The sequence below is a fragment of the Vibrio sp. 2130-1 genome, from assembly GCF_033339515.1.
In genome coordinates, this window is the sequence record NZ_JAWOUT010000007.1 from 280,552 (window position 1) to 295,585 (window position 15,034).

A 15,034-nucleotide genomic window follows, 5' to 3' on the forward strand; every position below is an offset into this window, starting at 1 on the left:
GGGTATTATTATGTCGCATCTACGAATTCCTAAAGACTGGACTGTTCAACGTTCAACGCCTTTCTTCACTAAAGACAATGTGCCACCAGCGCTACTGACTCATCACAATACCGCTGAGGGTGTGTTTGGGCAGCTGTGCGTCATGGAAGGGCAAGTGACTTACTACGGCTTTGCTGATGAAAATGCCACAGAAGCAGAAGTAGTGGTGGTGATTAATGCAGGCCAGTTTGCTACAAGTCCACCGCAGTACTGGCACCGCATTGAGATGAGCGATGATGCTCAGTTCAACATCAATTTCTGGTCGAACAAGGACAAGAGTGGGCAAGCGATGTTCCACGCTAAGCAGTAGTGAACCTTTGTAAGTGCTTTGACTGTTACGCTAATCGTCAAGTAAAGGGGTGTAGAAGGCGCAATAAACGGACTGCAATGCAGGATCATCGAGACTGAGGAAAGAGAAATCACGAGTAATGATTTCAATTCTTTAGTAGCATGTTACGAAACATTTCAGTCAGGTGAACTAAGGGAAGCGTGCAATGGAAAAACAACGAGTAGCATTTATTGGTCTGGGAGTGATGGGATACCCAATGGCTGGTTACCTAAGTAAAGCGGGCTTTGAAACCAAAGTATACAACCGCACAAAAGCGAAAGCCGACAAATGGGCTGAAGAATACCAAGGCGTGGCTTGTGAAACACCACGTGAAGCGGCAGAAGGCTGTGACATTGTTTTTACCTGTGTGGGTAATGATGATGACGTTCGTAGCGTTGTTTACGGTGAAGAAGGCATTCTGGTTGGCTTGAAAGCGGATGCAGTGTTAGTGGACCACACAACGACTTCTGCAGACCTAGCGGTTGAGTTGGCTGAAGCGTGTGTTAAGTACGGCAATCACTTCATTGATGCGCCAGTTTCTGGTGGTCAAGCGGGCGCAGAAAATGGTGTTCTAACCATCATGTGTGGTGGTGAACAAAGCATTTTTGACCGTGTGTCTCCGGCGATGGATGTGTACGCGAAGCAGATGACGCTACTGGGTGAAAACGGTCAGGGTCAACGCTGTAAGATGGTAAACCAAATCTGTATTGGAGGCGTTTTACAAGGTCTGAGTGAAGCTTTGTTGCTGGCACAAAAATCAGGCTTGGACATCGCTCAAGTTGTAGAAACGCTTAAGCATGGCGCTGCAGGTTCTTGGCAGATGGAAAACCGAGCAAATACGATGGCTGAAGACAAGTTCGATTTTGGCTTCGCTATTGATTGGATGCGCAAAGACTTAGGTTTCTGTCTGCAAGAAGCTGAGCGAGTGGGTCTAGAACTTCCACTGACTAAGAAAGTGGATGAGCAATACGCAGACCTTCAACGTGATGGTTTAGGTCGCATGGATACATCAGTACTGATCAAAGCGGTAGCTAAAAATCAGTAGTTGATGAATCAGTAATAGATAAACAGTTCTTTGGTATCAAAGAGCTTAAAGAAATCTAAGTTAATCATAATGAATCTCCTTGAGCATGGTTTGTGACTAGTGATTAAGGATTAGTGATTTGAAATCAGGAGGTGCTGTAGGGCACCTCCTTTTTTATGTCTTTTAATCACACAGTGTAATGATTGCAGCGTTCGCTTACTTGTTTAAGCCTAGTGCAATTTCAAGACCTTTGCCGTACGCTTCGTCCGCTTCGTATGCGTGTTGAACGTGGCGCTGTTGGATGAACTCTGGCACACCGTCCATTGCGCGAGCTGTGTTATCGAACAGAGTTTGACGTTGCTCTTCGCTCATCAGACGAAATAGGTCACCCGCTTGGCTGAAGTAGTCTTCGTCTACACGATGATCGTAGTGATCAGCGTTGCCATTGATGCGTAGAGGTGGCTCGGAGTAATCTGGTTGCTCTGCCCATTCTTGTTTGTAGTTTGGCTCGTAACCTAGTGTTGAACCAAAGTTGCCATCAACGCGCATTGCGCCATCACGGTGGTAGCTGTGAACAGGGCAACGAGGTGCGTTCACTGGGATTTGATGATGGTTCACACCTAGACGGTAACGCTGAGCATCGCCGTAAGCGAACAGACGACCTTGTAGCATTTTATCTGGAGAGAAGCCGATACCAGGTACTACTGCAGCTGGGTTGAACGCTGATTGCTCAACTTCTGCGTAGAAGTTTTCTGGGTTACGGTTCAGTTCGAACTCGCCAACTGGGAGCAGTGGGTAGTCTTTTTGAGACCAGACTCGTGTTAGGTCGAATGGGTTGAAGTCGACTTCATCCGCTTCTAGCTCAGGCATGATCTGTACGTACATCTTCCATTTAGGGAAGTCTTGGCGCTCAATCGCTTCGTAAAGGTCACGGTGATGGCTTTCGCGGTCTTTACCTACGATCGCTTCTGCTTCTTGGTCAGTCAGGTTCTTGATGCCTTGCTGAGTTTTGAAGTGGAATTTCACCCAGTAACGCTCGTTTTCTGCGTTGATGAAGCTGAATGTGTGGCTACCAAAACCATGCATATGACGGTAAGAAGCTGGGATACCACGGTCACTCATTACGATAGTCACTTGGTGGAATGCTTCTGGTAGTGATGTCCAGAAATCCCAGTTGTTGGTAGAGCTACGCATGTTAGTGCGAGGGTCGCGTTTTACTGCGTGGTTTAGGTCTGGGAATTTTAGTGGGTCACGTAGGAAGAATACTGGTGTGTTGTTACCAACCAAGTCCCAGTTACCTTCTTCAGTATAGAATTTTAGTGCGAAACCACGGATGTCACGTTCTGCGTCTGCTGCACCGCGCTCACCAGCTACAGTAGTGAAGCGAGCGAATAGTTCTGTTTTTTTGCCGATGTCAGAGAAGATCTTAGCGCGAGTGTATTTTGTGATGTCGTGCGTTACTGTGAACGTACCGTAAGCACCAGAACCTTTTGCGTGCATACGACGCTCAGGGATCACTTCGCGGTCAAAGTGTGCCAATTTTTCAAGGAACCAAACGTCTTGTAATAGTTGAGGGCCACGAGGACCTGCAGTCATAACGTTTTGGTTATGTGCGACAGGGCAGCCTGCTGCTGTAGTCAATTTCTTGTTTGTCATTTTTCTTCCCCCTCCAGGGTTCAATACCTTAGAAACTGTAGAGGAGGTTATTACGGAAAAGCTGGGGGAGAAAACTGATATTGCTTATCAATTCAATAGATGGTGACTATGGTCGAAACTATATTAGAATCAGAAATTTACTACATTAGCTTGATTGACATAACAATCGGCGTTCTCGAAAGCGATTGACTGGGGGGAGCGCTATCCAGTTAGCGTGTCTGCGATGCTAGTAATATCGCCCCTTAAATGAAGTTTTACGTGTCATCAAAGGGGCGAAAGGGGGGAAGTAATTAAGAGTACTTCACTTCAAGTTGTTCAGCTTTTGCAAATGCTGGGTGTGTCGCGAGCTGTTTCCCATAACGTTCAATATTAGGGAAGTGATTAACTAAACCAAACTTTTGAACCAATTCGACAATGAAAGACATCATGATGTCAGCGCCAGTCAGACGCTCTTCTACTAGGTAAGTTTTGCCTTCTAAGGATTGCTCGAAGTAGCCTAGTACATTCATTGCTTCCTTGTCGGCATAGCCTGATAAAAACTGAGTTTCATTTGGCTCTTTGCTTACGAAGATTTTTAGCAGCATAGGTAAAATTGCAGAGCTTTCTGCAAAGTGCATCCATTGCAAATATTCTGTGTGTGCTTTTGTACCACGCTCAGGAGCAAAGGCTCCGTCACTGTATTTCTCAATCAAATATTCGGTCATTGCACCTGACTCAATGATAATCTCGCCGTTATCTTCAAGAACAGGTGACTTTCCTAATGGGTGAACACTTTTTAGTTCTGGCGGTGCCATGAAGGTCACGGAATCACGGACATAGGGTACAATCTCGTAATTTACATCTAGCTCTTCAAGTAACCAAATGATGCGCTTTGAACGAGACTGATTGAGGTGGTGAAGTTTAATCATTTACATATCCCTTTTTATAATGGGTCGTTAATCTGTACTACAAGCTTGCCGAAATTCTTACCTTCCAACAGACCGATGAATGCTTTTGGCGCATTATCCAGTCCTTGTACTAGATGTTCGCGGTATTGGATCTTTCCTTCTGCCAACCATTGATTAATATCTTGCGCAAATTCACCGTAACGATGTCCGTAATCATCAAAAATGATGAAGCCTTGCACCTTGATTCGTTTGGTCAGGAGCTTACCCATTAGTAATGGAAGATGGTCGGTACCTTCAGGCAGCTCTGTCGCGTTGTACTGAGAAATCAAACCACAAAGTGGGATACGCGCATTTGTATTCAGAAGTGGCATTACAGCCTCGAATACTTTGCCACCTACGTTTTCGAAGTAAACATCGATACCTTTGTCACAGGCATTTTTCAGTTGTTCTGCAAAGTCTTCAGCTTTGTGATCAATACACTCATCGAAACCAAGCACCTCTTTAGCGTAACGGCATTTTTCTTCTCCGCCTGCTATACCAACAACTCGGCAACCTTTGATTTTACCAATTTGACCAACTGTTGCGCCTACAGGCCCCGTAGCAGCTGCTACCACGATGGTTTCCCCTGGTTTTGGCTGACCAATGTCGAGTAAACCCATGTACGCGGTAAATCCTGGCATACCTGCAACGCCTAACGCGTAAGAAGGGTTTTGCGGTTCTTTACCAAGTTTAATGACCATCTCACCAGTTGAGATAGCGTAGTCTTGCCAGCCAACAGTGTAGGCAAGAACCCATTCACCCGCTTCGTAATCTGGGTGGTTTGATGTTTCTACCTGACAAACTGTACCACCGACCATTACGTCATCAATTGCAACAGGGTCAGCGTATGATTCGGCATCACTCATGCGACCACGCATGTATGGATCTAGAGATAAATAAACCGTTCTCAATAGCATTTCACCCTCTTTCGGAGTCGGTTTCGTTACCTCTTCTAAACGAAAGTTTTCTTGTGTCGGTGCACCATGGGGACGTGACGCGAGTACGATTCTGCGATTTGTTGCGTTAGTCATATCTATCTCACTTGTTGATTAGACCGGTCGTCTAGTATTTATTTCAAAATATCCCGCTTATTTAAAGCGGGAAGGTTTACTGTGTTAACACTGACGCTTTTTCTGACAGTGAAACGTGTGTAGGGTGTTCATTCTCTTCCACGCCGCCCGTTATGGGCAAGTGCGTGTATTCTGCAGTAAGTGTTGAGTATAGGTCAGACTTTGCGTCAATGCTGCCTGATCTTGATAAAGTTTGTTCAGCAAGCTAGCGCCATTCCAAAGGTAGTATATCTGCCTTGCTAATAACGCACTGTCACCATTGGGGATTGAGCCATCTTGAATGCCGATGTCAATGCAATCCGCTATCGCTTGAATGGTTTTGTCTGCTCCTTGGCGTAATGCCAAGCGCATTGACTCAGAGAGATCGGAGACTTCTGCACTTAACTTAACCAATAAACATTTGTTCGCATTACACACGTCGTCTTCTACTTTGACCATTTCTTCGAAATAGCTCATTAGGCGTTGGTAGCCACTCAGTTCAGTATTGGTAAAGCGTGCGTTTAAACGCTCAAAATACTTAGTAAAGTAGTCTTGAATCATCGCTTCACCAAATTGTTCTTTGGATTTGAAGTAATGATAAAACGAGCCTTTTGGCACTGCGGCCTTTTTTAATAGCTCTGAAAGACCAACACTCGTGAACCCTCGGTTTACGATCAACTCGTATCCGACGTCGAGAATATGTTGGCGTGTGTCATTCGTCTTTGCGTTCATGGAGTGTACTATAGAATGAATTAGACCAGTCGTCTAGTATTTGTTGTGGGTTATTTAATCAGCTCATACTCAATAACAAAGAGCGTGTCGGTATTTGGGTAGATTTCTCGAATTAACTGCTTGAGTTTTGGTAGTTCGATGGCTTCTTGTTCTGCATGAAACTCATTAATATCTTCAAAGTGAAGTGGTTCTACAGAACGTATCTTGATATCGCAGACTTTACGATCCGTTTCTAAGGTAAAAACTTCGACTTCTGTATTGGGAACGTAATGGCTTTCTGATTCATCTCGAATCGTTATCGTCTTTTTGCCTGACGTGATCAACGGGGTTAAGAATTCAAAAAAAGTAATCTTGGTTGGATGAGATGGCATGATGTACTCGTTAGTCTGGTTGTTTGGCGTAATTATATACCCAAATCCCCCAGAGATTCCTGTATTACTAGAACGATCGAGTGCGGATGAAGCGAATTAACTTGGCACTAAAGTAACCTGAGATAACGCCTATCCAGTTGGTGCTGAGATCATCAAAACTAAATGATCGATTTGGAATAAAAAGTTGGCTTATTTCTTCCATTGAAACGATAGCCAACAGCAGTAGCAAAAGACGAATCCCAAAAACGTCGGTTTTATTCGAGCTCACCAGAGAAGGGAACGTGAAGACCGATAAAAAGCCGATCAATAAACTGAAAGTAAAGTGAAGCGTACTTGATCCGCCTAAGTAGGTTTCCATTTGCAGGTAAGCAGTATGGTGTAGGTCAGAGCTTTTCCACAAAGAGAGTGAAGCGGTTAGCATCAGGACTAAAACAAAACTCGTGCGTGCCAGTATTAAAGCCATAATTAACCTATTGGAAAGAAGCCTAAGTAACGTTTTACAAAGTACAGTGCAGCTAAATTCTGGATAGCCATGCCAATTGCCATTGCCCACGCTGCACCAATCACCCCAAACATTTGGCAAAGCGTAACAAGTAGGCAGATGGACACCGTACCGGAGGAAATTGTAATGTATTTCATGGTTCTCTCATGACCACTCATTAATAATAAAAAACCTACTGAACCAGTCGCAACATTGACTAACTGCCCCAGAGAAAGGACGACTAATAGTGGCGCCGCGGCGAGAAACTCCTCACCAAAAAACTGCATTACAAACTCGGGGAAGAGGGTGCAAATAATTACGGGTACAATCGCTAAACCAACATTAGCTCGGCACGCCAAGCGGCTCAGGTTCTGCAGTTTGCGCATTTGACGCTCTTTGTAGAGAGAGGCAAACATCGGGGCGACCACAAAGTTAATGGTAATCAGCACGAAGCCAATCAGTAGTGATGTACGTTGGGCTGCGGCTAACAAACCGAGTTCCGCTGTTGAGATAAAAAAGCCCGTAATAACAAGGCTTCCCCATTGAAGAACATTCGTGAAGATACTGCCAACCCAGACTTGCTTGGCAGAAGAGACCATTTTTTTGTTTGGTACGAAAGCCGATGTTTGATATTGATCTGAGCCAAGCCAATTGGCACTAGATATGACCGCGACACCTATGCTCGCTAAAAGCAGTGCGGTCATTAGATTGTTGATATTTTGCTGACCGATATAGTCTAGGGCAAAGACAAAAATGACCATCAACATGCTTACCCCAAGCTGCAACGCAAACAGAGATGATACAACTTTTCTACATGCTTGAAGCACCCGACTGTTGGTTTGCGCAAGCACCAAGAAAGGTATGCAAAGCAAGCATAAAGTAATCGCATACATTGGTGATTGAGTCTGGTTTAGCTGTTCTGGAAACAGATTAAACCCTGCCAACAAAACGCCTATGGCGAGCAAGCAAAATGCCATACTTCGATAAAGTGCGGTTTTATAGTTTTGGCTTTGTTCAAGCTTCTCTTTGTTATTAAAAGCGATCGCATTGTAACGAACTAACGAGACATCAAAACCTAGCTGAGAAACGATAGCGAGTAGCGAGACTAGGTTGAATAAAAAGAAAAATTGACCGGCCGTCGAAGCGTCACTGGTCTTCGATACAATCAGAGTCAGTAAAAAAGCAAATAGCGCACTCAACACACGCGTGATTGCGGTTTTTAATCCGGTAGATAACAAGCTTTTTTTACCGCTGGGCATCAACAGTAATTTTTGTTGAACAGTGTGAAACATAGGGGCATTTAACCGTAAAGTTTATTGAGTGCGAGGCGCTGCTTTTCTTCACTGAAGGCATCGTTTAATTCTGCTGTATACTGGCGAAAATCGATCTCTTCATAATGATTGACACAATGCGCGATCTGCTTGGCCATTTCTTCAGGTGTGAGCGCTAAAAACGGGTAGTTGAGATCTTTGGTTGCGCCGATGGTCCGAATAACCATAGGACGATGTAACTTGGATGCTTCTAGAATGGTTAACGGCATCCCTTCCCATGCTGCAGTGTGTAGATAAAGGTCTGAACCCTTGAGCTTTTCAACTACCTCATCGCGAGGCAGCATACCCGTTACATCCACATTTTCAGTACGTAATTTCTGTTCGAGTACTTGGTCACCGCCACCTATCCATGTGATCTCTATCGGGCGGTTAAGCGCATACCGATTAAGGAACTGCAATGTGCTGATAAGAAACTGAGGATCTTTTTGGGGCGCGACACGACCAAGTACAACGAGCTTCAGCGCTTCTTGCTTGTTTCGCTCTATACGATCTTCACTTTGATAAGACACGTAGTTGTTGAGCAGTTCGGCACGTTTCGCACCAATGCTAATGGCTAGGTCACACTCTCGTTGGCTACAGCCTGCAACCACATCAACTTTGCTCAGTTTTACTTTCTCTAGTGCTTTATAGATCTGGCGTGCAAGCTCTGAGATATCTTCACGTTCGAAGGCATAACAGTGCGGTGTGTAAACCAAGCGTGCCTTGCCAAGCTTTAGAAATCGGCCGAGAAATCCTGCTTTACTCGAGTGCAAATGCACGACGTCGGGACCAAGTGATGCAATCATGTGGTTTGCATCGCGAATAAATTGAAGCAAGCCGCCTTCTACCCACTTTGTCTGTACGAAAATGTGGTGGTTGTTCTCATTGGTCAAGTCGTTTTCTCGGGCTCTGGCTAGCAAGAAATGCTGATAAGGCTCGTCTCTGGATGAGTGAACATAACTATAGAGAGCAGTTTGAACGCCACCTCCAAATGCTTCTGTAACATGGAGCACTTTCTTCATGATGATTTTGTCCCTGGTGTTTGCATCCATTTGTGTTTAAAAGCATCACGCTCTTGCTCTGAATAAACGTGGCGATACAAGGGAAGATCGTACATATAGAACAGTTTTGAGAAGTCGTAGTGATTCTTAAAGTGTTGGTGGATATTGGAGTACCACTTGTTTTTCGCTTCGTTACTGTTTTTCAGCACGAAGTCTTGCAACTCAAGAAACTCACCGATTTCTTTATCAAGAGAACTGAGCTGTTCGCATTTGATTAGCATGACGTTGGCCTGATCGTTCTGGAATGTGAAGAAAGGTTGAGTGTTGTCCAGCTCTTGGCGCATCACATCGATATTGAAATTACGCTTTAACTCGTTGTCGAACCAGTCCGCAAAATAGTTGAGATTGATATAGTTATCAAAACAATGCTCGAGGTGCTGATACGTGACTTCCATATCTCGGTGAATTGCATCGTTCTTTTTGCCTTCGATAAATTGCAAATGGAGATCTTGAAAGAAGCGAGAAAAGACAGTTGCGATTGGATCGCGGACCAGAGTAACGATTTTAATCTGCTCGCGTTTTTGTAAGATACGTTTTCGCTGCTTGAGCACTAAGCGATAGAGTGCGCGGTTTCGGAAGTCGAAGAATTTACTCACGTCTTTTTTATTGTGATACATGTGAAATTCTTCGTGATCATCAAAGGTGTGGATGTGATAGCTCGGGATATTTTTCTCCCCTAGCGTGTGCTCAATTGATGAGGAGCCAACTTTGCCCATTTGGTAAACTAAAACAAAATTATCAGCTTGGAGTTCTCGGTTCTTTTCAAATTGTCGAGAGATTGAATACTTCATCTATCCTATCCTATCCTTGATTATTCATATTCGTGGTGATGGTTTACCGGAAAAGTATGAGCAATGGCCCTTGAGTCGTTGCTCATGCTGATCATGACGGGTAACAAGAGTATTAAAATTATGGTGGTGTTTACCGCAACGAAAAACACCATGATGAGGGCGTATATCGCAAGTAATAGGCTTTTTCTGTTTTCATTAAGGCTGCGGAAGCAAAAGCGAATAAAAAGAAAATAACCACCAAACAGCAGACCGATACCAAGCAATCCGTATTCAATTGCGGTATCTAACACAAAGTTGTGGGTGTAGATCGCCAGCTCATCATAGTTAAAGTAACTGATCATAAAGTTGGGTAACATTTTCGCGCCGACACCTAACACTGGGTGTTGAAGTAAAATATCTAGCCCATTGGCAAGTAAAAGTTTTCTATGAAGATTCGATACCCAGCGCGCTTCACTTTGGTTGGCAAATAAGACGTCTTCTTGGGTTATTTCCAATGTGTCTGCTAGCGTTTCAAACCCAACGTAGAGTGTGGTTGTGACGGCAGTAAACACAATGAAGCTCAAGGCTAATAAAATTGTCCACGTGTACGTTTCGCTGAGCGATTTTCTCATTAAGTTTTTTACGAGCAGTTGGTCAAAGAAGAAAAGCAGACAAAAACCAAGTAGCGCTTTTCTTTCTTGTGACAACACCAGTAATACTAAAGCTACGAGCATCAAAAGGTGGAAAGCGCGAATTTTATCTCGATAAAGGTACAGTAGCGAGCACAGTACACCGAACCCGTATTTACTTACCCCGAGTAACTTAAACCCGCTTTGATAGCCCTGAGCAAAGTGCCATAAGGCAACGAGCGTACAGATGAAAAACAACAGATACGTGAAATAAACCATTACCCGTTCGTCATCAAACACGCCATAGGCGTACATTAGGCTCAGTAGGCACAAAATCGCTAACCATTGCACAGTTTCTATAACTAGCGGCATTAAAGGGACGCGATTTAGCAGACCATTTATGAACACATACCCAGTGAACAATATGAGGAACCCCATACAGGGATGCATGAGTTTTTCAGCTTTTCCTTCCAATACCACTAATGCAGTAAAACCAATGGACAAAAGGCTTGCGATGTCAGATGGGGCTAGCGCTATTCCTCCAGCACGAAACTTCATAGGAATAAAGAACAATGCTAATAGGCATGCTGCAAGCAATGAGGCTCGATGGCTCGATGGCGCGGAACTATTTGTTGGCGCAAAGCTGCTGGTAGATTCCATAGTAACCTTCACGAAATTTATCGATGGTGTAGAGAGAGGCCCTATTGACTGAGTATTGACTTGCAGCGTCATACCGCTCAACACTTTCACACAGCTGGAGCACTTTTTGGCTCAGTTCAGTGACGTTACCAACTTGAAATAAATATTCGGCACGTCCGGTGACGTCATCCAAACCAGGTACGTCCGACGATAGTACGGGTAAGCCTGCTGCCATCGCCTCAACCGCCGCCAAACCAAAGCCTTCGACGTGCGACGATTGCACGTAAATATCCATGTCGTTCAAAAAGGCTGGAACGTCAGAAACTACGCCATGAAAGTGAACACGTTGCGCGACGTTGATTTTTGTTGCTAATGCTTGCAGTGACGATTTTTTTTCTCCATCTCCCGCAAGGTGGAGTTCGTATCGTCTTGGTAAATGGATAAGTGCTTGGATAAGCGTTTCATGATCTTTATGTTGGTGAAGTCGACCCACCATTCCAATCTTGATAACTGGTTTGTCGATTAGGTGGCTGGCGCATCTTGGCGTCATAGAAAACCTTTTTAAGTCAACGCCATTGTGCACCACGTGATATTTGTGTTGGTAACGAGGCATGAACTTCACCAGTTCATCTTGTACTTTTTCACTAATACTGACCGTCAAGTCGTGGCCCCAATATAAGACGTATTCCATGAACTTAAACAGCGGATAGTCACGTCGACGGTTATAAGAACAGTGCTCAGTCTGGATTCGTTTTTTACCTACCGCCAATAGCGCTAGGTAAATGGAAGGGTAGAGGTGCCCGTGAACGACATCCGGCCAACGCAGCAAAGAGAATTTCTCACTCAATGACAATGTGCGCCAGTTAAAACACTCTATACCTTGGGCAGATAGCATTGGTAAGTAATCATTTTCATCACACAAGACCAAAATTTTGATTTCGTATTCAGGCTTATGTTCTAAAACAAGGTCGACTAAGAACTTCTGAGCACCGCCGTTCTGAGAAAGATCATTAATAATATGTAGAATCTTTGTTTTCATGATTAATTGGTCAGATATTGCTGTTTAAGGTCGGTGATTTCTGCATTTGAGAAAAAGTGCTTCGTCAATTTAGAATTCAGCATTTCTTCAACGTACTCGGGTGTAGGTTGAAATTGCGTTTTGAATTCTTTCATTAGTGGCGAGTACCATTTGTTGTCTGATTGATTTTCATAAACAACATCCACGGGGTAACCTAAAAAGTCTTCAACTGCGGAGTTAGCCTTCGTTAGCTTGTCACTTCGAATGACCAACAGTGAGAAGTTATTGTTATGGTATGTTTGATAGCCTACTTCGTGATTAAAAGACTCGTTAAACACATCAATCCCTGTTAGTTGTTTGATCTCGTTGTCAAACCACTGCAGCGCATATTGATGATTCATGTGCTTATCAAATGCTTCTTGGAGTAATTGCGGTCGTTCGGTACGTATTGCGCTGTCATCCTTTAGATATTTGTCCGCCATCCAAAAAGGAAGTGCTTGAAAGAACATTGAGACATTTCGTCCGATCGGTTCACGCACCAGCGAGATAATTCGAACTTTTTTCTTGCGCTTTAACATATGGCTCATCGTTATACGCTTTAGTCGTCGCTTTAACGCATTGATCTGAGGCTTATGCAATTGCGCTCTAACGGGGGATATTTGTTTTTGCGCATCGACGGTCATAAGGTCGTGCAAGTGAATCGAGTTAGGAATGGAATGCTCTAATGCACTCGAACCTACTTTGCCCATTTGATAGATCAATACCGGCTGTTCTTGGCTTTTCAACGTTTGGTACCAAGATAGGTTTACGTTAGTAGGCGTATTTCTGGACATAAAGCGTCTCTCCTTCCTTGGCCTTGGCTTGTGTGATTAAGACGCCAAGAGATGGAACTGAGTGTTGTATTTGTTTAGATAACGCAAGGTTAACCAGTGATGATTTTGTCGATTCTGAGCGAATGACGGTGATCAGACCATTGGCATACTGACCAAGAATAAGTGCGTCACTCACTGACAGTAGGGGCGGTGTATCGATAATGATCCGGTCATACTTATTTTGAAAATGTTCGAGCAACTTTTTAAAGCGATCAGAAGCCAATAATTCCTGTGGGTTTGGCGGAATTAGGCCGGCTGGTAATACATCTAAGTTGGCTTCTTTTATATGTGTAACACAATCTTTGATTGGCGTATCCATCGTCAGGATATGCGTTAAGCCAGGGCTTGATTCAGCAATACCGAATCGCTTTGCTATGGAAGGTCGACGTAAATCGCAGTCGATGATCAATACCTTTTCCATTTTTGAAAACGACACCGCCATATTGATACTGGTTGATGTTTTTCCTTCTTCTGGAATAGCAGAGGTAAAGGGCAATATCTTTTGCTTCGTGTTGGTTAATCTGAGCAGAAGCGAGGTTCTGACGGAGCGGCAAGCTTCACTAAATAGCTTTTCTTCATCATCTAAATACGCGGTATAACTGACGCCGTTTTTACGCAAATTGCGTTTTTTGACCATAGGAATCACACCTAAACACGTAACACCAAGTTTTTCCTGCACATCGGCTGTGCTTCGGATAACTTCTCGCATCGTTTCTAAGATGATGACTAGAGCGCAAGCAATGGCAAAGCCAAAAAAGGTGGCAATTAGTACCAGTTTGATTCGTTGTGGTGCCACCGGGAATAGAGGAATGATGGCTTTATCAGTAAAGCGAGCAGTGACATTCTTGTAGTCGCTGGTGGCGTTGGTCTCTTTCTCACGATTTAAGAACGCTTCATAGAGTGCCTTATTGGATTCAACCTCGCGTTTTAACTGTTCGTAACGCGCTTTTTGTGACCCTAACGATTGGAAGTCTGACTTTTTGTTATCGAGTTCTGCGCGAAGCATGTCCTCTTGCGCTTTTGCAGCAAGAAGGTCTTGTTGCTTACTGAAGGAAATGTCACGGATGAGTTGCTGGGTTCTAGATTGAATTTCAGCAAGCTGCGCTTTCGCCTGAATCATTCGATCATGTTTAGGTCCGTAGCGCTGTGCTAGTTCAGAGAGATTTTTGGCTGCCTGTGCTTCCGACAATTTTAGATCGCGGATTTGCGCTTGATTAGCGAATTCATCAATTGACAACAAGCTGTCTAAACTTTGCGAAGATTTACGTCGTAACAATTGGATTAACGTCTGCGCTTCAATACGCTTATTAACAGCGATATTCAGCTTGCGAGTGAGTTCTTCTAGCTCATTTGCGTAAATTTCATCAATACCGTTTATATCGATCAACCCTTCTTTTAACAAGAATTCTTGCAGCGCTTGCTCCGAGTTACGTAATCGCTCCTCCAATTTTTGAGAGTTATTTGTCAACCAAGTAGCCGCATTTTGTGTAACGACCAATTTGGCTTCAAAATTTGCGTCAATGTAGGCTTGGCCGACCGCGTTGGCGATTGTCGTCGCAAGCTTAGGATCGGTAGAACGAAAGCGAATTCTGACTAATTGGGTGTTACGTACTGGCTCAATATCGAGTTTACTTCTGAAAGCTTGAAGTGCCTGATAATAGGACTCTGAAAACTGGGCGGTTTCTTTTGGGCTTGGTGCCACATTCAGTAGGTCTTGAACAAAAGGAATCGACTTTATTTGGTCGATTTTTTTATTTAACCCCCCTGAGCTTGTGAATTCAGGTAATTGGGTGAGGTTCAGCTCTCTAATGACCTTATCTGCAATATGATTCGATTTTAAAATGGCGATTTGCGTTTGAAAGTACTCTTTTTTTGTCGTGTCGACGCCATATACTTCCTCGATTGAAAGGGCGCTTTTTTGCTCCTCTTGGATGAGTAGCGTAGCTGTAGCTTGGTATATCGATGCTTTGGAGTAGATATACCAAGTACAAGTTAATGAGAACAGAAGCGTGAATGCTGCGATGCTTAGCCAATTCTTTTTAATCGCTTTGAAGTGATGGCCAAAACGAATCAGTTCTACTTTGTTCATCTGGAGATTATTTGGATGAGTCCCGTTCATTTGATTCCCT

The 15,034-nt window shown here is 43.9% G+C and carries 15 protein-coding genes; 2 read left to right on the forward strand and 13 right to left on the reverse strand.

From position 1 onward, the window contains the following. The first annotated feature begins 10 nt into the window (after positions 1 to 10). On the forward strand, positions 11 to 349 hold the full coding sequence (locus R7Q09_RS13325; protein WP_005375231.1) for a DUF1971 domain-containing protein: 339 nt from the start codon (positions 11 to 13) through the stop codon (positions 347 to 349). A 184-nt stretch (positions 350 to 533) separates the two neighbouring features. Continuing rightward, positions 534 to 1,412 carry an NAD(P)-dependent oxidoreductase gene (locus tag R7Q09_RS13330; RefSeq protein WP_017821261.1) on the forward strand — a complete coding sequence of 293 codons (879 nt, stop codon included), beginning with the start codon at positions 534 to 536 and terminating at the stop codon, positions 1,410 to 1,412. A gap of 195 nt (positions 1,413 to 1,607) precedes the next feature. On the opposite strand, the gene R7Q09_RS13335 is transcribed toward R7Q09_RS13330, so the two are convergent. The 13 genes from R7Q09_RS13335 to R7Q09_RS13395 all read right to left on the reverse strand — a co-directional run bounded on the left by R7Q09_RS13335 (position 1,608) and on the right by R7Q09_RS13395 (position 15,024). Beyond that, the gene (locus R7Q09_RS13335; protein WP_318071157.1) at positions 1,608 to 3,047 is read right to left on the reverse strand and encodes a catalase; all 1,440 of its coding nucleotides are present in this window, start codon (positions 3,045 to 3,047) and stop codon (positions 1,608 to 1,610) included. Positions 3,048 to 3,337: 290 nt separating this feature from the next. Next, entirely contained in the window at positions 3,338 to 3,955 is a 618-nt protein-coding gene (locus R7Q09_RS13340; RefSeq protein ID WP_005375238.1) for a glutathione S-transferase family protein, read from the reverse strand. Positions 3,956 to 3,969: 14 nt separating this feature from the next. Further along, positions 3,970 to 5,004 (reverse strand): NADP-dependent oxidoreductase, encoded by a 1,035-nt coding sequence (locus tag R7Q09_RS13345; RefSeq protein ID WP_053350072.1) that lies wholly within the window; start codon positions 5,002 to 5,004, stop codon positions 3,970 to 3,972. 150 nt (positions 5,005 to 5,154) lie between these two features. Continuing rightward, positions 5,155 to 5,754, reverse strand: coding sequence for a TetR/AcrR family transcriptional regulator (locus R7Q09_RS13350; protein ID WP_005385858.1), 600 nt, complete (start codon positions 5,752 to 5,754; stop codon positions 5,155 to 5,157). A gap of 50 nt (positions 5,755 to 5,804) precedes the next feature. Next, positions 5,805 to 6,125 carry a N(4)-acetylcytidine aminohydrolase gene (gene yqfB / locus R7Q09_RS13355; protein ID WP_005385855.1) on the reverse strand — a complete coding sequence of 107 codons (321 nt, stop codon included), beginning with the start codon at positions 6,123 to 6,125 and terminating at the stop codon, positions 5,805 to 5,807. A 67-nt stretch (positions 6,126 to 6,192) separates the two neighbouring features. Then, positions 6,193 to 6,588 carry a VanZ family protein gene (locus R7Q09_RS13360; RefSeq protein ID WP_053350073.1) on the reverse strand — a complete coding sequence of 132 codons (396 nt, stop codon included), beginning with the start codon at positions 6,586 to 6,588 and terminating at the stop codon, positions 6,193 to 6,195. 2 nt (positions 6,589 to 6,590) lie between these two features. Further along, positions 6,591 to 7,898: an oligosaccharide flippase family protein gene (locus R7Q09_RS13365; RefSeq protein WP_021707644.1), complete on the reverse strand. Its 1,308-nt coding sequence runs from the start codon at positions 7,896 to 7,898 to the stop codon at positions 6,591 to 6,593. 8 nt (positions 7,899 to 7,906) lie between these two features. Further along, positions 7,907 to 8,938, reverse strand: a complete 1,032-nt coding sequence (locus tag R7Q09_RS13370) for a glycosyltransferase (RefSeq protein ID WP_318071156.1) — start codon at positions 8,936 to 8,938, stop codon at positions 7,907 to 7,909. After that, positions 8,935 to 9,768 carry a putative capsular polysaccharide synthesis family protein gene (locus R7Q09_RS13375; RefSeq protein ID WP_005375258.1) on the reverse strand — a complete coding sequence of 278 codons (834 nt, stop codon included), beginning with the start codon at positions 9,766 to 9,768 and terminating at the stop codon, positions 8,935 to 8,937. Before R7Q09_RS13375 ends, R7Q09_RS13370 begins: the two co-directional genes overlap by 4 nt. Positions 9,769 to 9,788: 20 nt before the next feature. After that, entirely contained in the window at positions 9,789 to 11,036 is a 1,248-nt protein-coding gene (locus R7Q09_RS13380) for an O-antigen ligase family protein (protein ID WP_025768520.1), read from the reverse strand. Continuing rightward, positions 11,002 to 12,054, reverse strand: a complete 1,053-nt coding sequence (locus R7Q09_RS13385; RefSeq protein ID WP_005385849.1) for a glycosyltransferase — start codon at positions 12,052 to 12,054, stop codon at positions 11,002 to 11,004. The genes R7Q09_RS13380 and R7Q09_RS13385 overlap by 35 nt, the downstream gene beginning before the upstream one ends. A 2-nt stretch (positions 12,055 to 12,056) precedes the next feature. Continuing rightward, positions 12,057 to 12,866 (reverse strand): putative capsular polysaccharide synthesis family protein, encoded by an 810-nt coding sequence (locus tag R7Q09_RS13390; protein WP_005375261.1) that lies wholly within the window; start codon positions 12,864 to 12,866, stop codon positions 12,057 to 12,059. Further along, positions 12,844 to 15,024 (reverse strand): GumC family protein, encoded by a 2,181-nt coding sequence (locus R7Q09_RS13395; RefSeq protein ID WP_171342490.1) that lies wholly within the window; start codon positions 15,022 to 15,024, stop codon positions 12,844 to 12,846. Before R7Q09_RS13395 ends, R7Q09_RS13390 begins: the two co-directional genes overlap by 23 nt. Between the last annotated feature and the right edge of the window lie 10 nt (positions 15,025 to 15,034).